The sequence below is a fragment of the Pollutibacter soli genome (assembly GCA_029269725.1).
Lineage (GTDB): Bacteria > Bacteroidota > Bacteroidia > Chitinophagales > Chitinophagaceae > Pollutibacter > Pollutibacter soli.
Genome location: JARJHS010000002.1, coordinates 912,097 through 932,137 on the forward strand (window position 1 = coordinate 912,097; position 20,041 = coordinate 932,137).

The following is a 20,041-nucleotide window of genomic DNA, read 5'->3' on the forward strand; positions in this document are numbered from 1 at the left end:
TTGTTTTCATGATTTATTACGGAAAGCCGTATCCGCACTGCGTTTACGTTGTGGAAAAATTAAAAAAATTTAATTTGGAAAGTAAAGTGGGAAAATGTGTTATTTTGTGTGAATAATGGATCGGTTTTTGTAATTCTCTGTAAATGATTGGTTTTCTCGGTGAATTTGAGGCCACTTTAGACCCTAAAGGTAGGTTTCTGCTGCCAGCTGGTATAAAAAAACAGCTGCAGGAGGGCGAGAATACTCAATTTGTTATCAACAGGGGATTTGAAAAATGCCTGACACTATACCCGTTGAGTGCGTGGAATCCGATTTTCGACAACATCAGCAAACTGAATGATTTTGAGCCACAGGTCCGGGAGTTTCGCAGGTATTTCCTGAACGGAGCTATAAGCCTGGAACTGGACAGTGCCGGCCGGCTCCTGGTGCCAAAAAACCTGATGGAGCACGCAGGCCTGGAAAAAGACATAGTGCTGGTGTCGGCAATGACGAAGATTGAGATTTGGGATAAAGGGAGGTACCAACAGTTCTTTGAGGCGATTTCGCCGGAAAAATTCAGCAATCTGGCAGCACAGGTAATGGGCAGGCCAAATGTTTAACCGCATGCAATCAGCTTATGGCGGAACAGGAAAATGACGAACGAAATAGTGAGGTGTACCATGTGCCTGTAATGTTTCGTGAGGTTATTGAAGGGCTTGCAATTAAGCCAGATGGCGTGTATGTCGATTGCACGTTTGGCGCGGGTGGCCATAGCCGGGGTATACTGGAAAAACTGGGAGCAGATGGAAAGCTGATCGTATTCGACCAGGATGCAGATGCGAAACAAAACCTGCCCAACGACCAGCGGGTAATTTTTGTACCTGAGAATTTCAGGTATATAGGCAGGTTTCTGAAGTTCTACAAAGCCTCTCCTGTCGATGGAATACTTGCAGATCTGGGCGTAAGCAGCCACCAGTTCGATGAAGCGGAGCGCGGGTTTTCTATCCGGTTTGATGCGCCATTGGACATGAGAATGGATCAGCGTGCAAAGGTTACGGCAGCAACCTTATTAGAAGAGATGAGTGAGCAGGAACTGCACAAATTGTTTGAACAGTATGGTGAGGTTACAAATTCAAAAACACTTGCCAAAACAATTGTTCAGAAAAGGACCTCGCTGCCACTGAAGACCAGCCGGCAATTTAAAGATGCCGTTGCGGAATGTGTAAAAGGAAATCCGAATAAATATTTCGCCCAGGTATTCCAGGCCCTGCGAATAAAAGTGAATGACGAGTTTGGTGCGCTGGAAACAATGCTTACACAGGTCGCAGACCTGCTGAAACCCGAAGGAAGAATTGCTGTAATAACCTTTCACAGTCTTGAAGACAGGATGGTGAAACAATTTTTTAAATACGGCAGTGTGAATGAGCCCGAAGCGGATGAAATCTACGGTAACCGAGGGAGGTCGCCTTTCACGCTGATCACAAAGAAACCTATTCTTCCCTCACCGGAAGAAATAAGAACGAACCCCAGGGCAAGAAGCGCGAAACTGCGCATTGCTATGAAAGCTGAAAGCTAACTATCGAATTTGCTGTTTAAAATCCAATATCCTGAACAACCACCAACGGATTTTACATGCAAGACCAACAGGAACAAAGAGAACCCCGCCGGGAATGGAAACGCCTATTCCTTAACTACCAATGGATGGTAAGGAATATCGGCTTCTTTCTGTTTTTGTCTTTCCTCGCCGTCGTGTATATCTATAACGGTCACCTCGCTGAAAAGAAAATAAAAGACATCAACCGCAGTGCGCGCGAATTGCGTGAACTGCAGTACGAGTATAAGACCATCAAGAGCGAGCTGATGTTTAAAACAAAACAATCCGAAGTAGTAAAAGCTGTGGAACCACTGGGACTGAAAGAACTCGTGGTGCCACCAATGAAACTTAAAGACTCTATGCCATTGTAAACAAGTATTGAAAACGAACTGCTGTATTGGAAATTAAAAAAGACATACTATGGCGCGTGTACCTGATCTTCCTGGGCATTGTTGTGTTCAGCCTGGTAATATTGGGTAAAGCCATTTATATACAGCAGGCTGAGGGAAGTTACTGGATCGGGCTGAGCGATAGCCTGCACCTGCAATATCGCGAAATGGATGCCGATCGCGGTACGATCTATAGTGAAGATGGCAGCATGCTGAGCTCTTCCATTCCTTTCTTTGATATCAGGATCGATTTTGCGGCAGATGGGTTACGCGAGAAAAACGGAAAACGATTCAATACTTATGTTGATTCACTTTCGGCATCCCTGGCAGGAATGTTCCACGACAAACCTGCAAAAACTTACGCAAAGGAATTAAAGGCAGCCTATAAAAAGAAAGAGCGGTATTACCTCCTCAAGCGGAATGTAAGTTTCCGGCAGTACCAGGAAATACGGGAGTTCCCGTTGGTAAACCAGGGCAGAAATAAAAGCGGTTTCATTTTCGAGGACAAAGAAAAAAGAATGGCTCCCTACGGCCTGCTGGCTAACAGGACGATCGGGCTTTCACGGGAATATGTAGACGAAAGTGGAAAAACGATTTCAAAAAATGTAGGCCTCGAAAAGGCCTATGATAGTTTGTTGAAGGGCGTTACCGGGAAACGACTTGTGCGTCGCATTTCAGGTGGTTCTTATGTACCAATTGAAGGTTCCGAAATTGAACCAATCAACGGAAAAGATATTCTCACAACGATCGACGTAAATATCCAGGACATCACGGAGCAGGCTTTGATGAAAATGATGATCAGCAATGAAGCTGAACATGGGACTGCGATAGTGATGGAGGTGAAAACCGGAAAGATCAAAGCGATTGCCAATCTCGGAAGACAATCAGACGGCAGCTATTTCGAAGACATGAATTATGCCGTAACCAAATCTGAACCTGGTTCAACATTCAAACTCGTAACGATGCTTTCAGTCTTGGAAGATGGTTATGTGCATCTGAATGACAAGGTAAATATTGAAGGCGGTGTCTGGCGTGTAGGCACGAGAACAGTTTATGACAGTGAGCAACGTGGTCTCTTCGATGTGACTGTTAAGCAGGCATTCGAACTCAGTTCCAATGTGGGAATGGCGAAACTGATGACGCAGTATTATTATCGCCAGCCGCAGTCATTTCTTAATCATCTGTACAGGTTAAGATTGGATACACTCACCGGTTTGAATCTGCCAGGCGAAACAAAGCCAGTCATCCCCACACCCAAAAGCAAATACTGGAGCGCACCCACTTTACCATGGATGGGTTTTGGATATAATCTTTCCCTTACACCGATGCATACGCTCATGATCTACAATGCCATTGCAAACAATGGAAAGATGATGAAGCCTTATCTGGTGAATGCAATCATGAAGGACGGCAAGATCATCGAAGAGTACGAACCCACAACACTAGTTGAAAGCGTTTGCAAGGAATCAACACTTGTACAGTTGAAAGAATGCCTTGAAGGAGTTGTAACGAACGGTACTGCTAAAGCTTTGCAGCAACCACTGTATGATTTTGCAGGCAAAACAGGGACGGCACTGGTAGCAAACGGAACAAGAGGTTATGCAGATCATATTTATCAGTCATCGTTTGCCGGATATTTTCCGGCTACCGATCCGCAGTATTCATGCATTGTGGTGATAAAGAATAAGCCTCATGCAAGAGTTTATTATGGCGGTGCGGTGGCTGGTCCGGTGTTCAGAGAGATTGCGGATAAGCTTTATTCAAGAAATACAGCAGCACATCAGCTCTACGCCATCACCGAAAAAACCGATAGCAATTTTTATGCATGGAGCGGTTGGAAGGCAGATTACGAACAGGTTTTCAATTCCATGAAGAAAAATTTTCGTGACTCTGCCAAAGGAAGCGAGTGGACAAATGTGGTGAATAATGATTTTCAACCTACCGCAAGAGAACTGGCAATTTCAAAACAGGCGATGCCCGCAGTACAGGGGATGGGATTGAAAGATGCCATCTTCCTGCTTGAGAATATGAAGTTAAAAGTGGTAGTAAGGGGAAGAGGAAAGGTGAAGGCACAGTCGGTGACAGCAGGAGCAAAGGTTAACAAGGGACAGGTGGTAGTGCTTGAACTCGGAGCCTAAGTAACTGGTAAGAGGAATAAGGTGAGAGGTAAGAAATAGTTGAAAGTTAATAATGAGCCCTGTAGGGGCGTAAGACAAGAGCCCTGAAAGAGCGAAAGAAAATAGATCCGTAGGATCGCCCAATCATTTAGCCGTGGATTTCAATCCACGGGATGTTGAAAATGGAAAACGGATTTCAATCCAGGGATTGATGGAATAAAAAGCGATCACGAAAAAAAATAAACGAACAATCATTACAGTAAAAATTTGCCACGGTTACAGGACATATTGTACAAAGTAAAAATCCGGTCAGTGAACGGTACAACCGATATTGATATCGATGACATCACCATCGATTCAAGAAAAGTGGTTCCCGGAGGATGTTTCATTGCGGTTCGCGGAACGCATGCAGATGGTCATGAATATATCGACCAGGCAGTGAAGCAGGGTGCCGCAGTTGTTGTCTGCGAAGAGTTTCCAAAGAAAATGAAGGAAGCTGTATCCTGGATTCAGGTGGAAAATTCAGCAGAGGCTGCAGGATATATCGCGCACCAGTTTTTTGGTAGCCCGTCCGAAAAATTAAAGCTGGTTGGCGTTACCGGAACCAATGGCAAAACGACTATCGCGACATTATTGTTCAAATTGTTCACGCTGCTGGATCATCGCTGCGGTTTGGTTTCAACTGTACAAAACCAGGTGGGCGATAAAATCATTCCTGCAACACATACCACACCCGATGCAGTGAGTCTGAACAGGTTGCTCCGCCAGATGTTGGACGATGGCTGCACACACGTATTTATGGAATGCAGCAGTCATGCGATTCATCAGCATCGTATAACCGGCTTACATTTTACGGGTGCGATATTCAGCAATATCACGCACGATCACCTTGACTATCACAAAACATTCAACGAATACATACGCGTAAAGAAATCATTTTTTGATCATCTTGATGCCAATGCATTTGCAATATCTAACCTGGATGATAAGCGTGGAGCCGTGATGTTGCAGAACACACCTGCGGATAAATTTTATTACAGTCTGCGTACGATCGCTGACTTCAAAGGAAGGATCATTGATAATAGTCTTGGTGGATTGCAGATGACGATCAATGAACAGGAAGTTCATTTCAGATTGATCGGCGAATTCAATGCATATAATCTTCTCTCGGTGTATGCTGCTGCGCTTTGTTTAGGCGAAGATCGCCAGGAAGTTTTGCGTATCCTGAGTAATCTCACCGGCGCTGAAGGAAGATTTGATTATCTGATTTCTGCAAAAGACAGAATTATCGGAATTGTTGATTATGCGCATACACCCGATGCACTATTGAATGTGCTGACAACTATAAAAAAATTGAGAAGCGGTGGTGAGCAGATTATCACGGTGGTGGGTTGCGGTGGCGACAGGGATCGCACAAAACGAAGACTCATGGCTGAGGTGGCATGCGAACATAGTGATAAGGCCATTTTCACTTCTGATAATCCAAGATCAGAAGATCCGGCAGCGATCATCAAAGAAATGGAAGAGAAGCTCACGCCGGCGGCTAAACGAAAAGTAATATCGATTGTAGACAGGAGGGAGGCAATAAAAACGGCAATCACTGTTTGTCGTGAAGAGGATATCATTCTCATCGCAGGTAAAGGACACGAAAAATACCAGGAAATAGCGGGGAACAAATTTCCCTTTGATGATAAGATGGTACTGAAGGAAATGTTTGAATTACTTGACCGCTGAAGGTGAAACGTAAAACGTATAACGTATAACGTGCGCCTAAGCTGGTGCAAGATATTGATGGACAATTGAGGTGCCCGGATTGTTGAGATTTTTGGCTAACTCGACGTATAACGTTCAACGTTATACGTACAACGTAAAACGTAAATGGTTTATCATCTTTTTAACTGGCTGACTTCGGAGGGGATCAAATTCCCGGGGAGTGGACTGTTTCAGTTCATCACTTTCCGGGCATTGATGGCTATCCTCCTCAGTCTGATAATTACGATGATATATGGAGGCCGGATCATTCGATATCTGCAGAACAAGCAGGTCGGCGAAAGCGTAAGAGAACTTGGACTACAGGGTGAAGAGAAAAAGAAAGGAACCCCGACGATGGGTGGCATCATCATCCTGCTCGGAATTTTGATCCCGACATTATTATTCGCTGATCTGAATAAAACTTATATCCGTCTTATGGTGCTTTGCACCATTTGGTTGGGCATCGTTGGATTTATTGATGACTATCTGAAACTACGGGCAAAAAGACTGGCGCAGAAAGCAGGAGTCGCATATAAAAAAGGCGATAAAGATGGACTTGCCGGATGGTTTAAAATACTCGGCCAGGTAGGCCTGGGCATTATCATTGGAGCAACCTTGCTTTTCAACGATAATGTCCAGGTATACCGCGAGTATAAAGGCACCCAGATTCCATCGGATGCGATTCCGGTAAAATTCCGTGATACAACACGGCATTTTGTTCCGGCAAATGAACCGATTACAACCATTCCTTTTGTTAAAAGCCACGAGTTCAACTATTCGAAACTTTTACCAAAGGCAATGCGTGGCCTTACTTCGATCCTTTATATCGTAATCGTGATATTTATTGTAACAGCTGTATCCAATGGGGCAAATATCACCGATGGTCTGGATGGACTTGCAACCGGGGTATCTGCATTGATCGGCATCTGTCTTGCCATTTTTGCTTATGCGAGTGGTAATCTTTTGCTGGCTGATTACCTCAACATCATGTACATACCCAACCTGGGTGAAGTGTCCATATTTATTGCAGCAATGATCGGAGCGTGTATTGGATTCCTGTGGTACAACACATTTCCTGCTCAGGTTTTTATGGGTGATACGGGAAGTCTTGCACTGGGTGGAATCATCGCTGCGCTGGCGATCATTGTCAGGAAAGAATTATTGATCCCCATTTTCTGTGGCGTTTTCCTGATAGAAAATCTGAGTGTAATGCTACAGGTGAGTTATTTCAAATACACGAGGAAAAAATACGGCGAAGGAAGAAGAGTCTTCTTGATGAGCCCTCTTCATCATCATTACCAGAAGCTGGGATACCATGAGAGTAAGATAGCAGTGCGGTTTTGGATCGTGACTTTGTTATGTGTTGTGTTCGCGATATTATCATTAAAGATCAGGTAGTAAAAATAAAGAGCTGGAGTATTTGTGGATGGAACGTAACGCAGGCGGTTAAACGATGAGTTTGGAAAGTGAACGGGAAAGAATGGAATTGTATTAAGTAATCAGTACGCAGATCCGGTGACAACCATTCCGGAAGATGATTCGGGGGTCATAAATGCGTCATCCTGAAAAACCATCCATACATGTTCTCGAAAACTGAAGATCTGTTCCAGGGCTTCTGTTAACGTACCAAAGAAATTCATCCATTGAAGAACCAATTTTTTTTTGAAAAGGGAATGTAATGAACAGGCGTCTTGTAATTCTGGGAGGAGGTGAAAGCGGTGTAGGAGCGGCGATCCTGGCGAAGAAGGAAGGGTATGCAGTTTTCGTTTCCGATGGCGGTGTGATTAAAGATCATTATAAAAAAGACCTGCAGTCCCGCGGAATTGAATTCGAAGAAGGTGGCCACAGCGCAGAGAAAATGCAATGGGCCGGGGAAGTCATGAAGAGTCCTGGTATTCCTCACAAAAGTCCTGTAGTACAAGATTTTTTAGAAAGAGGAGTTCCGCTGATCAGTGATATAGAGCTGGCCTATCGCCACAAAGGGAAGAGCAAAATCATCGGAATCACCGGCAGCAATGGGAAGACGACAACAACGGCAATGATCTTCCACATCTGCAAAACAGCAGGATTGGATTGTGCGCTGGTAGGTAATATCGGCTTTTCGATGGCGAGGCAGGTGGCCGAAGATCCGAAAGAATTGTATGTGACGGAGATCAGTAGTTTTCAATTGGATGATATCATAACGTTCAGACCTGATGTAGCGGTGCTGACGAATATTACCGAAGATCATCTGGACAGATATGATTATTCTTTTGAAAAGTACATCAGAGCAAAATTCAATATCGTAAAGAACCAGGAAGCGGGAGATGTTTTTATTTATTGTGAAGACGATCCTGTAACCATGCAATACATCAACCTGATCCCTTTTTCATCAAACCCATTGCCGTTTGCTATGAGCCGAGAATTGCCCAAGGGCGCGTATATCAACAACAACCACATGGTTATTACCGGACATGAACCGCTGACCATGAGTATTTATGACTTTGCCTTAAAAGGAAAACATAATCAGTATAATACCATGGCAGCATGCCTGGCAGCATCGGTTATGGATATCCGAAAAGAAAAGATCCGCGATGCGGTAACTTCTTTTGAAAGTCTTGAGCATCGAATGGAACCGGTGTCAACGATAAGAGGGGTAGAATTCATCAATGATAGTAAGGCGACCAATGTAAACAGTACCTGGTTTGCTTTGGAAAGTATGGAGAAGCCGGTGATCCTGATATTGGGCGGTGTTGATAAAGGCAATGATTATTCGAGTTTGATGGAACTGGTGAAAGAAAAAGTGAAAGCGATTGTGTGCATGGGAGTAGACAATACAAAAATTCACAAAGCTTTTGGACAGGAGGTAGAGGTTATGGTAAATACAGCCAGCGCAAAAGAAGCAGTACATGCTGCATTCCGCCTGGCAGATAAAGGTGATGTTGTGTTACTCAGCCCTGCCTGTGCAAGTTTTGATCTGTTTAAAAATTACGAAGACAGAGGAAAGCAATTTAAAGAAGCGGTGAGGGAACTGTGAGTAGGTAGTAAGTAGTAAGTAGTAAGTTGGGGACAGCCGGCCGATGAGTGTGCCGCCCTGTTTTCTGTTTCAGTGTTCTGTTTCTGATTTAGGCAAAAGGAACCGCCCGAACCCTATGTTCAGAGGCTCTGCAAACGAAGAACGAACAACGAAGACCGAACAATGAAGAACTGGCTGTTCAAACTATGAACTATGAACTATAAACTTCGAACTATGAACTTCGAACTATGAACTTCGAACTATGAACTAAAAAACATGCCCGTAGAACAAAAAATACCAACTCCAACATTCACCCGCCTTGCGCAGAATACGCGTGGGGACAAAGTGATCTGGGCAATTGTGCTCATACTAACGATGATGAGTCTGCTGGTGGTATATAGCAGTACGGGAACTCTTGCATATAAATTATCAAAGAGTACTGAATCATATTTATTCAAACAGGTGGTGTTTATCATCATCGGTGTTGTACTGATATATTTCGCGCATCTCGTCAACTATACCATCTATTCGCGGGTGGCATTAATACTATACCTGGTATCAATACCATTACTATTATATACTCTCGTTTTTGGTTCAAGTATCAATGAAGCAAACCGATGGATCAAGCTGCCGATCATCAACCTGACTTTCCAGACATCGGATATGGCCAAGCTGGCGCTGTTCATGTATCTCGGCCGGCAGTTGAGCAGGAAGCAGCCGGTGATCAAGGATTTCAAAAAGGGATTTCTCCCATTGATCATACCGGTAATGGTCACCTGTGCATTGATAGCGCCAGCGAATCTGTCGACTGCTTTACTCACAGGCGCCACCAGTTTGCTGCTGATGTTTATCGGTCGGGTGAGCATGAAACATATCGGGCTGGTGATCGGTGTTGCAGCCATTCCTATTATTATTCTCATCAGTATTGCCGGAGCGTATTATGACAAAGCAGAAGGGAAAGCGAAAGAGCTGCCTTCTATCCTGACAAAAGGAAGAACAGAAACCTGGGTCAGGCGTGTACAGAATTTTATGTATGCTGACAAAACAGAAACAGTTTACCAGGTTCAGCAGTCAAAGATTGCAATTGCGAAAGGCAAATGGGTTGGACTTGGTCCGGGAAACAGTGAAGCAAGGAATTTTCTGCCGCATCCTTATTCCGATTTTATTTACGCCATTATCATTGAAGAATATGGATTGATTGGTGGAGCTTTTGTACTATTTATCTATCTCGCATTCCTGTTCCGATGCATAAGAATATTTAAAAGATGCCCATATGCATTCGGTGCATTCCTCGCACTCGGTCTCAGCTTCACGCTGGTGATCCAGGCAATGGCAAATATGGCAGTGAATGTAAACCTGTTCCCGGTAACGGGTGTAACACTTCCTTTGGTTAGTATGGGCGGGAGTTCATTCCTGTTCACGTGTATTGCTATCGGAATTATACTAAGTGTTGCGAGGAATGTGGAACAGAAAGAAGGCAAGCTGCAACCCATAACCGAACCGTCTGGTAAAAAGGAGGTAAGTGATGAATAGGAGGAAGATCATCATAGCAGGTGGTGGAACCGGCGGACATATTTTTCCCGCGATTGCGATTGCGCAGGCGATAAAAAAAATTACTCCCGACACGGATTTCCTTTTTATAGGTGCAAAAGGAAAAATGGAAATGGAGAAAGTGCCACAGGCTGGATTCAGGATCGAGGGATTGGATATCGCCGGATTTAATCGTTCTGCACTTTATAAAAATTTTGGGTTACCCATTAAGATCATAAAAAGCTTTATCCAGGTACGCCGCATATTTAAGACCTACCAGCCTGATGCCGTGATTGGCGTCGGTGGTTATTCAAGCTTTCCCGTTTTGCGTTGGGCACAACGGAAAGGGATACCCACTTTTATTCACGAAAGCAATTCTATTGCCGGTCGTGCTAATATAATGCTGGGGAAAAAAGCTACAGAAGTGTTTGTAGCCACGGAAGGAATGGAGAAGTATTTTCCTGCGGAAGTGGTACGTCATACCGGCAACCCGGTTCGCGATGCAATAGCAGGTGCAAATATCGGCCGGGAAGAAGGGGTTGTGAAGTTTGGATTGGATCCTTTCAAGAAGACCATTTTCTGTGTAGGCGGAAGTCTTGGAGCGAGAAGTATAAATGAAAGTATCGATGCAGGACTTACACAACTCCTGCAACAGGATATACAGGTAATCTGGCAGACCGGAAAGCCTTATGCAGAAAAAGGTCGGAATGCTGCAAAAGGAATCCGTGGTATCAGTGTGCATGAGTTCATTACCGAAATGCAGTTTGCTTATGCAGCTGCAGACCTGGTGATTTCAAGAGCGGGAGCAATGGCCATTTCGGAAATATGTGTTGCAGGAAAGCCCGCAGTTTTTGTTCCTTTTCCCCATGCAGCAGAAGATCATCAAACGATCAATGCGCTGACCCTGGAAAAAAAACATGCGGCAGTGATCGTTCCCGATAACCAAACGAAAGCGACTCTGGTACCCGTGATCATCGCTTTGTTGAAGGACTCAACGAGGCTTGAAACGATGAAGAATAATGCTGCAGCTCTTGCAGTGAGGGATGCTGACGAAAAAATAGCAACACTCATTATTAAAAAACTGGATGAGCTTAAGAAATGAGTCGGCTGAATGACATACGACACATCTACTTCATCGGTATCGGTGGTATCGGGATGAGTGCCATTGCGCGCTATTTCCATGCCAACGGTGCTAAAGTGAGCGGCTACGATCGTACTTCCACTGTGCTTACCCGTGAGCTTGAATCCGAAGGAATGGAAATCGTATATCATGATGATCCGACTACCGTGAAAGGAATGATCGATGCGGTGGTGTATACGCCAGCCATCCCCAAGGACAACAAAGTCATGCAGCATTTCCGGATCAATGGATTTTCGTTGCTGAAGCGCAGTGACATTCTCCAATTGATCAGTGAAGCAAGTTTTAATATATGCATTGCAGGTACACATGGCAAAACAACCATCAGTACGATGACGGCGCATTTGCTTCGTGACTCGGGATATGGTTGTAACGCTTTCCTTGGAGGTATTTCAGTAAACTATAATACCAATTTCTGGAGCAGTACAAATAATGTTTGTGTAATTGAAGCTGATGAATACGACAGAAGCTTTTTAAAACTGAGTCCGGATATCGAAGTGATTTCAGCGATGGATGCGGACCATCTGGATATCTATGGAACTGCTGCAGAAATGGAGAAAGCATTCATTGCTTTTTCAGCGCGACTGAAACCTGGTGGTGTTTTGTTGAGCAGGTACGGACTTAAAAGAACTGCTGAACTCGAAGCGCCCGTTCATTTCACCTATGGAGTCAATGAAGAGAAAGCTAACGTCTTTGCAGAAAACATAAAGATCAGTGATGGCTCATATGTGTTTGATGTGTTTCATGATCAGTGGAAATTGAATGGCGTGCAATTAAATATGGGTGGAATGCATAATGTGGAAAATAGTATCGCAGCAATTGCTATAGCGCACCGGTTGGGAATTGCTGATGACAAAATTAAATCCGCTGTTGCAAGTTTCAGGGGGGTGAAGCGAAGATTTGAATATATCGTGAAGAATAACAGGCAGGTGTATATTGATGACTACGCACATCATCCGGAAGAGCTACGGGCTTTAATTTCAAGCGCGAAAAATTTATTCCCTGGAAAAAAATGTACTGTAATCTTTCAACCACATCTGTTCACAAGAACAAGAGACCTGGTGGATGGGTTTGCAGAAAGCTTAAGCATTGCGGATGAAATTATTTTGCTGCCGATCTATCCGGCCAGGGAGTTACCAATTCCGGGAGTTACCAGCGAGATGATCCGTGAGAAGATAAAAGATAAGTCGGTGATCATTCTTGAGAAGGGAAGAATTACGGAATGGGTGGCAGGACGTAAACCTGAATTTTTAATAACCGCAGGTGCAGGTGATATTGATACTTTGGTTAAACCACTGGGAGAAATACTGAGTTAATGCAATGAAAGCGTCTGGTCGCATATGGAAATTGTTGGTGTTGTCGGGATGGATCATTCTCGGCCTCGGCTTGATCACTCTTTTCGTGGCTGCGATGCAGGGTCGCTCGGATAAGCCATGCAAGGACGTGAGCATTGTGATCAAAGGTGGCGATCAGCATCCTTTCATCAATAAGAAGGACATCACTCTCGAACTTGAACCCAAAGGAATTGATTATCTACGGGGGCGTTCAGTGAAAGAGTTCAATCTCAAAAATATGGAGGATCGCCTGCAGTTGAATCCATGGGTGAGGAATGCAGAATTGTATTTTGACAATAACCATGTACTTCGGGTGAGCGTGGAGGTGAATATGCCGATAGCCAGGATTTTTACGGTGAAGGGAAATTCATTTTATATCGATAGCAGTCTTGATAACCTGCCCTTGAGTGAAAGATACTCTCCGAGACTTCCGGTGTTCACCGGATTTCCAGCTGAAAAAGTACGTGCGAAATCAAAAGACAGTGTGTTGGTCAGGGACATCCGCAATCTCGCTGATTTCCTCAACACGCATCCTTTCTGGATGGCGCAGATCGACCAGATTGATATTACGGCTGAAAAGAAGTTTGAGATGGTGCCGAAAGTGGGCGATCACATTATAGTATTTGGTAATGGAGATGATATTGAAAAGCGCTTTCATAAACTGGAAGTGTTTTACACCCAGGTGATGAGTAAGACCGGTTGGAATGATTACAGTGCACTGGATATCCAGTATGGTGACCAGGTAGTGGCGACAAAAAGAAATTATACTTATCATAAATCCGACACTGCTGTTGAAAAACGGTGGATGAAGGAATGGCAAAAACTATCAGGTCAGATGTTGGCGGCCGACACGTTGCAACGTGTAACGTCAACTAATGACTCCCTTTCAACCCGGCCTGAAGATCCGATAACCCAACCTATGACCAATCAACCTTCCGAAAAAAATCCTGATCCCGGGAAGAATAAAAATTCGGGATCAAAAGGTACCGTACCTGCTGAAAGACAGAAACCGAAGGCGCTGTATTCGCCGGGAAAGAAACAAACATGATCAACGCAGGAAAAGCAGTTGACGATAATTGTGAAAGGGGTTTCTGCAAGAGTCGTCAACTGCGCTCCGCGAACGTTCAACGTTTAACGTTTAACGCAGGAACCCGAAAATTAAAGAACGTTTAAAAATATAAGCATGTCAAATACTCAACCCATTATTGTCGGTCTCGATATCGGAACCACTAAGATTGCCGCTATTGCCGGTCGAAAGAATGATTTTGGAAAGCTGGAAATCCTGGGCTTTGGTCGCGCCAATAGTAATGGTGTTCAGCACGGAATGGTTTTAAATATTGATCAGACGATAAAAGCCATACAAACTGCGCTGGAGAATTGTTATGCTTCAAATCCCAACCTGGAGATTAGTGAGGTGTATGTCGGCATTGCCGGTCATCATATCAAAAGTTTACAGACACGCGGTGATATCGTTCGTCGCTCAACAGATGATGAAATTCGCCAGCAGGAAATTGATCAGCTCATTGCAGATCAGTATAAAACATATATACCCGCGGGAGATCAGATCATCGATGTAATTCCACAGGAATTTACCGTCGATAATTTCCAGAATATTCCTGATCCGATCGGGTACAGCGGAGTAAAAGTGGGTGCAAATTTTCACATCATCACCGGTGATAAAAATGCGATACGCAATATCAACAGAAGTGTTGAGAAAGCCGGCTTGTCAGTAAAAGATCTCGTATTGCAACCACTGGCGTCTTCTGCAGCAGTCATGTGTGAGCAGGACCTTGAAGCTGGAGTAGTGATTGTGGATATCGGGGGTGGTACAACAGACCTCGCCGTGTTTTATGAAGGAATTCTGAAACATACTGCTGTTATTCCATTTGGTGGTGAGAATATCACCAACGATATCAAAACTGGTCTGGGTGTTTTGAAAACCCAGGCAGAGCAGATGAAGATCCAGTTTGGTAGTGCGCTGGCTGATGAAGCGAAATCAAATGCCTTTATCAATATTCCCGGATTGAGAGGAATGCCGCACAAAGAAATCAGTGTAAAAAATCTGGCGTCGATTATACAGGCGCGCATGAGCGAGATACTCGATTTTGTTACTTATCATTTGAAACAGGTGGGTCTCGATAATCGGGTATTAAATGGTGGCATTGTGCTTACAGGGGGCGGATCGCAATTGAAACACCTGATCCAGCTTACAGAATATGTAACGGGGTTGAATGCGAGGATCGGATTTCCGAATGAACATCTTGCGGCGGGTCATATCGAAGAATTGGCCAAACCGATGTACGCCACCTGTATCGGCCTGATCCTGAAAGGATATAATGTTTTTGAGAATGTCCAGTATCAGCAGCATAAGGCTGAAAAGAAAGTTCGGTCTGCCGGAACAGTTAGCCCGGAGGAAGCGACGGCAGAAGTATTCGTTGAAGAGGAAATTGCAACAGTAAAGGTGGGTAAAAGAAAAAGTTTGAAAGGATTTATGGATTCTATAAAAGACGGGTTGATCGACCTGTTCAAGGAAGAAGAAGACCGAAAGTTATAAGCCTGTGCTTAACCAAGTGTGCTTATCCCTGAAACCACAAGACAGATCCGGCCACAGAAAGAAAACCGTATTTACTAATCCATCCTGCTGTGCAAAGTGCGGAAGCGGGTTGAAAAAAACAAAACCATGATCCATTTTGATTTACCGAAAGACCAATCATCTATCATCAAAGTAGTAGGTGTTGGCGGTGGTGGAAGTAACGCAGTCAACTATATGTTCAGTCAGGGGATTGACGGTGTTGATTTCGTGATTTGTAACACTGATTCGCAGGCGCTTTCACTGAGCAAGGTGCCAAATAAGATTCAGCTCGGGCCCGCGCTCACACAGGGTTTGGGTGCAGGAGCAAATCCTGCAATCGGGCGCCAGGCAACAGAAGAAAGTCTCGAAGAAATTCGTCGCATTCTTGAAGTAAATACCAAAATGGTTTTTGTGACCGCAGGTATGGGCGGTGGAACCGGAACAGGCGGAGCTCCCATCGTTGCAAAAATCAGTCGCGACCTCGGTATACTTACGGTAGGCATCGTAACAACACCTTTTTCTTATGAAGGAAAGAAAAGAATTCAACATGCACAGGAGGGTATCAATCAGCTGAAGCAGTATGTTGATACCTTGCTGGTGATCAGCAATGATAAACTGCGACATCAGTTTGGAAATCTTACCATGCGTGCTGCATTTTCTACTGCAGATAATGTACTTGCGACAGCGGCAAAATGTATTACCGATGTAATCAATTCCACGGGTCAGATCAACGTCGACTTCGCTGACGTTTGTACGGTTATGCGTAACGGTGGTGTTGCAATTCTGGGTAGTGCAACTGCATCTGGCGAAAATCGTGCGAAACTGGCAATTGAACATGCGTTGAATTCTCCGTTACTTAACGATAACGATATCCAGGGTGCGAAATGGATACTCATCAATATCAATTCAAGTGAGGGATCGAATGAATTCACTATGGATGAAGTTGAAATCATTCAGCAATACATCATATCCCAGGCAGGTCCGGATACGGATGTAATCCTCGGTATGGGTTATGATAGTTCTCTTGGTGACCAGATTGGAATCACATTAATCGCTACCGGTTTCGAACATAAAAATCCGTTTGATGTTCCGTCTTCAAAAGAATCAGCAACCGGGAAAGCACCTGAGAAAGTTGTGCTAAATCTTGGTGATCAGCCTGAAAGAAAAGTTTATGCACAGGTGCCAAAACCTGTTGTGGAAAAAGATCCGATGCAGCCAACTTTGGTAGAAACAGTACAAACTCCTGTAAACCAGCCAGATGCTCCACCAGCCAAGGAAACATTGACCCTGGCGGAGGAAAATGACTCTACCATATTTGATGATGGCAGTGTATCTTTATTGCCCGGATATCAAATTCCTACAGAAGATCTGACACCAGCCAAGCTGCAACAGGCAGCTGATGCATACCCGAGCCAACAAACAGTACCGGATTATAAAGAAGCTAGCACCACCGTAACGTTAGGTGGATTTTTGGCCAGGCCATCCAACATCTATGCAGAGGACCCTGTAAAGTTAGAATCCAAAGATCAAGATTCTAATGAAGAGCCTCATCAGTTGAATATGCCAAAAGAAGCTGATCCCTTCTTCGACATGCAGCTGGTGATAAAAGAAACCCCCGCGGCGGATGAACAGCCAAGGGCACCATCTACTCATGTTACATTGGCTCCAGTCGAGGAGCCTGCTTTGCAGGACGAGACGGAGGAACAGAAACGTAAGGCTGCAGAGCGTTTGCACAAGTTGCGCAACTTGAGCTTTAACCTCAATTCAGCCGATCCAAATAATGAGTTTGAAAATGTGCCGGCTTACATCCGCCGCAATTTACAGGTGCATAACACTGCTCTGACCTCCGTCGAAAAATTCTACAGCAAGTACGAAGTAAAAACCGACGAGAATAACCAGGCCCAGATCAGTACCATCAATACTTTTCTTGACGGGAAAAAACCGGATTAATTCAGGAGACCTGTTGCTTCACGCAACAGGTCTCTTTGTTCATAGTTGTACCTTTCTGAAACTACATAGGCCCACCTCTTCGTGAGGGGGCTTTTTTTTCAGGTATGAAGAAGTTGAAAATAGAGGGTTTAAATTCTGAAGTTGGGGAAGCATTACCTGAAAAAATCAATAAAAGATTTTTGTTGAAGAATCAGATGAATAGATTACATAACGGGTAAACAGTTTCTTTTACGACAATTCTAATACCATTTAAAACACCACTATAAACAGGGTAGCGAATAAAATTTTATTATGAGCTAACTACAATCTGTACACTATCAACTCCAATTACCCCCACAGTACTTTGGGGCCTTTTGCCTGAACTGCGGGCCTTCCGGTATAAACTTCTGCCGTCGGCTGTCAACCATCTGCTGTCTATCCGAACATTACTCTTTATAATATATATCGAACTGATTATTTTTGTGATCGGATATGCCAACAGTACTAATCACAGGAGGAACGGGTTTAATAGGAACGGCCCTCAGCCAGAACTTGATCAATGAAGGTTACGACGTAATTGTGTTATCACGGCATCCGCAGGAAACTGCGTCCCGGCACAATGTGGATTCTGAGAGAAATTTTTTCAGATCCAGCGGAAATATTTTTTATGCGGGATGGGATATCCGAAAAATGACAATCGATTCCCAGGCTTTCAAACAGGCTGACTTTATAGTTCACCTGGCAGGTGCTGGTGTTGCTGACAGGCCCTGGACGGAAGCCCGAAAAAAAGAAATTGTTGAGAGCCGCACCCGCAGCAGCGAACTCGTAATCAAGTACCTGAAAGAAGTGCCCAATAAAGTTCGTGCAGTAATCAGTGTTTCCGCTATCGGATGGTACGGACCTGACCACGGAAAGCCTTTCGTTGAAACCGATCCTGCTTCAAATGATTTTCTGGGACAAACCTGCTTGAAATGGGAACAAAGCATCGAGCCGGTTACAGAGCTGGGTAAACGACTTGTAAAGCTGAGGTCGGGAATTGTACTCAGTAATGATGGCGGTGCTTTGAAAGAGTTTAAAAAACCTATTCGATTCGGTATTGCTACTGTACTTGGTGATGGTCAGCAAATGACCAGCTGGGTGCATATAGATGATCTCTGCCGCGCATTTGTTTTTGCGCTTGAAGATCCACATCTCGTCGGTGCATTCAATGTTACAGCTCCTCAAACTGTTACCAGCCGTGAGCTCACATTACAGCTCGCAGAAAAAATGAACGGCAAAAAATTCATCAAAGCCAAAATCCCTGCCAGATTGCTGAAAATGGTGATGGGAGAAATGAGTACTGAAGTTTTGAAAAGCGCTACTGTCAGTTCAGAAAAAATCCGCAGCAAAGGATTTGTTTTCAGGTTTCCTTCGCTGGAAGGAGCGTTGGATAATTTGATTGATTAGACGGTAGAAGTGAGTAGTACCAAGCTGATGAATAGCGGTTTTCAATGTCAGGAACATTTTTGTTTTTTGTAGAGGTAAGACCTGTCTTGTCTCTGCAAGAATGAGAAACAACAAGTTTCATAAACATGGAGAGTGAAGGAAGCTTATCGATAAAAAAGAGATTTCAGGAATACGTCGTTCATTCTTCGTTGAAACAGCCGGCTGTTCCCTGCTTACAACTTACTATGCTCACCATCTGCTCATTCAATTCCCTCTACCTCCCGATGGTCCGGATGATACACATTTGTGAAATCTCCAAGTATCGCTTTGTTATTTCTGAATCTTAATCTGGTTAATCTAAGATTTTCGATATCCTGCGCATTTACGCGGCGATGCATGGGATGCATTGTACCACCTGGTGCTCCAGGTTGCGCAGCTGGATCGTACTGAAATTGAGGATCAACCCATGTTCCACGCGGATACATAATCCCCGGACGTCCGCGCCCACGGATATCCAGCTGGGTCGGGTGTTCCAGCCCAATACCATGACCAAACTCATGAGCAGCGGTTGTTGATCCGACATAAAGATTCTCAAGTTTGAAATAACCCGAGTTACTTCCAATTGCATCAACAAAAGATATATTTCCGAATGCATACTCTTCGATCCTGTAATAATTATTTTTCGGATCAGTATTGCCTACAACTTCTTCAGGCATAATATCTGGTCTCCATTGCGGAACTATTCTGAATATAACGTTATAGGGTAGTCGATTTATTAAAATTTCACCATGAGCTTCATTCCAGAGCGTTTCAATTTCCTCCGAAATCACTTTCGTAATCTGTGCCGTCGAAGCACTTCCATAAGTGATTATGGTCGCATCCAGTAAAATATTTTGTGAAGAGGCCAGTGTTACTTCAACCATTATAATAAAATTATGAATTCCATATCCAATCGGTATTTCCTATTGAGAAAACGCATGCGTTGGCTCTCCAACCAGCCTGCTTCAACAGGAGCAGGAACGTTACATCTTGTTGCAATTTCTGGTGCATTTCGGCCCCGCGAAAGATGACTTATAACTTATCACTTACCACTAGCGTTGCGTCTTTAGTCAAAGATTTTCAATTGGTTATCATTACTGTTCTTAAAATTTTGTTGCTGAGTTGGATTGGAGAACAGAGAATGTATTGGAGTTTTATCAAAAATTGATATACTGAACACTTGAAGTATTTCATATATCGATTGCTTTAATTGGAAGTTCTTCTTGGCGATTATTACCAGTACATAGA

General features: G+C 44.0%; 15 protein-coding genes. 14 read left to right on the forward strand and 1 reads right to left on the reverse strand.

Annotated elements, in window-relative coordinates:
- Positions 1 to 143 precede the first annotated feature (143 nt).
- From mraZ to P2W82_RS08460, 14 genes are all read left to right on the forward strand, one after another.
- Complete coding sequence (gene mraZ / locus P2W82_RS08395; protein WP_336515417.1) at positions 144 to 599, forward strand: division/cell wall cluster transcriptional repressor MraZ; 456 nt, start codon at positions 144 to 146, stop codon at positions 597 to 599.
- Between the two features lie 17 nt (positions 600 to 616).
- Positions 617 to 1,555: a 16S rRNA (cytosine(1402)-N(4))-methyltransferase RsmH gene (gene rsmH, locus P2W82_RS08400; protein WP_336515418.1), complete on the forward strand. Its 939-nt coding sequence runs from the start codon at positions 617 to 619 to the stop codon at positions 1,553 to 1,555.
- 56 nt (positions 1,556 to 1,611) lie between these two features.
- Entirely contained in the window at positions 1,612 to 1,944 is a 333-nt protein-coding gene (locus tag P2W82_RS08405) for an FtsL-like putative cell division protein (protein WP_336515419.1), read from the forward strand.
- Between the two features lie 26 nt (positions 1,945 to 1,970).
- On the forward strand, positions 1,971 to 4,100 hold the full coding sequence (locus P2W82_RS08410; RefSeq protein ID WP_336515420.1) for a penicillin-binding protein: 2,130 nt from the start codon (positions 1,971 to 1,973) through the stop codon (positions 4,098 to 4,100).
- A gap of 246 nt (positions 4,101 to 4,346) precedes the next feature.
- Positions 4,347 to 5,813, forward strand: coding sequence for a UDP-N-acetylmuramoyl-L-alanyl-D-glutamate--2,6-diaminopimelate ligase (locus tag P2W82_RS08415; protein ID WP_336515421.1), 1,467 nt, complete (start codon positions 4,347 to 4,349; stop codon positions 5,811 to 5,813).
- Positions 5,814 to 5,957: 144 nt separating this feature from the next.
- The gene (mraY, locus tag P2W82_RS08420) at positions 5,958 to 7,229 is read left to right on the forward strand and encodes a phospho-N-acetylmuramoyl-pentapeptide-transferase (RefSeq protein WP_336515422.1); all 1,272 of its coding nucleotides are present in this window, start codon (positions 5,958 to 5,960) and stop codon (positions 7,227 to 7,229) included.
- A 280-nt stretch (positions 7,230 to 7,509) separates the two neighbouring features.
- On the forward strand, positions 7,510 to 8,847 hold the full coding sequence (murD, locus tag P2W82_RS08425; RefSeq protein ID WP_336515423.1) for a UDP-N-acetylmuramoyl-L-alanine--D-glutamate ligase: 1,338 nt from the start codon (positions 7,510 to 7,512) through the stop codon (positions 8,845 to 8,847).
- A 255-nt stretch (positions 8,848 to 9,102) separates the two neighbouring features.
- Positions 9,103 to 10,359: an FtsW/RodA/SpoVE family cell cycle protein gene (locus tag P2W82_RS08430; protein ID WP_336515424.1), complete on the forward strand. Its 1,257-nt coding sequence runs from the start codon at positions 9,103 to 9,105 to the stop codon at positions 10,357 to 10,359.
- Positions 10,352 to 11,458: an undecaprenyldiphospho-muramoylpentapeptide beta-N-acetylglucosaminyltransferase gene (gene murG / locus P2W82_RS08435; protein ID WP_336515425.1), complete on the forward strand. Its 1,107-nt coding sequence runs from the start codon at positions 10,352 to 10,354 to the stop codon at positions 11,456 to 11,458. The genes P2W82_RS08430 and murG overlap by 8 nt, the downstream gene beginning before the upstream one ends.
- Entirely contained in the window at positions 11,455 to 12,810 is a 1,356-nt protein-coding gene (gene murC / locus P2W82_RS08440) for a UDP-N-acetylmuramate--L-alanine ligase (protein ID WP_336515426.1), read from the forward strand. The genes murG and murC overlap by 4 nt, the downstream gene beginning before the upstream one ends.
- Positions 12,811 to 12,814: 4 nt before the next feature.
- A complete protein-coding gene (locus P2W82_RS08445; RefSeq protein ID WP_336515427.1) occupies positions 12,815 to 13,876 on the forward strand; it encodes a cell division protein FtsQ/DivIB in 1,062 nt (353 codons plus the stop codon).
- A 135-nt stretch (positions 13,877 to 14,011) separates the two neighbouring features.
- The gene (ftsA, locus tag P2W82_RS08450) at positions 14,012 to 15,382 is read left to right on the forward strand and encodes a cell division protein FtsA (protein WP_336515428.1); all 1,371 of its coding nucleotides are present in this window, start codon (positions 14,012 to 14,014) and stop codon (positions 15,380 to 15,382) included.
- A gap of 126 nt (positions 15,383 to 15,508) precedes the next feature.
- Positions 15,509 to 17,350 (forward strand): cell division protein FtsZ, encoded by a 1,842-nt coding sequence (ftsZ, locus tag P2W82_RS08455; protein WP_336515429.1) that lies wholly within the window; start codon positions 15,509 to 15,511, stop codon positions 17,348 to 17,350.
- 471 nt (positions 17,351 to 17,821) lie between these two features.
- Complete coding sequence (locus P2W82_RS08460) at positions 17,822 to 18,775, forward strand: TIGR01777 family oxidoreductase (protein WP_336515430.1); 954 nt, start codon at positions 17,822 to 17,824, stop codon at positions 18,773 to 18,775.
- Between the two features lie 239 nt (positions 18,776 to 19,014).
- Here the strand turns inward: P2W82_RS08460 and P2W82_RS08465 are convergent, their stop codons facing one another.
- Positions 19,015 to 19,677, reverse strand: coding sequence for a peptidase M10 (locus tag P2W82_RS08465; RefSeq protein ID WP_336515431.1), 663 nt, complete (start codon positions 19,675 to 19,677; stop codon positions 19,015 to 19,017).
- Positions 19,678 to 20,041 lie beyond the last annotated feature (364 nt).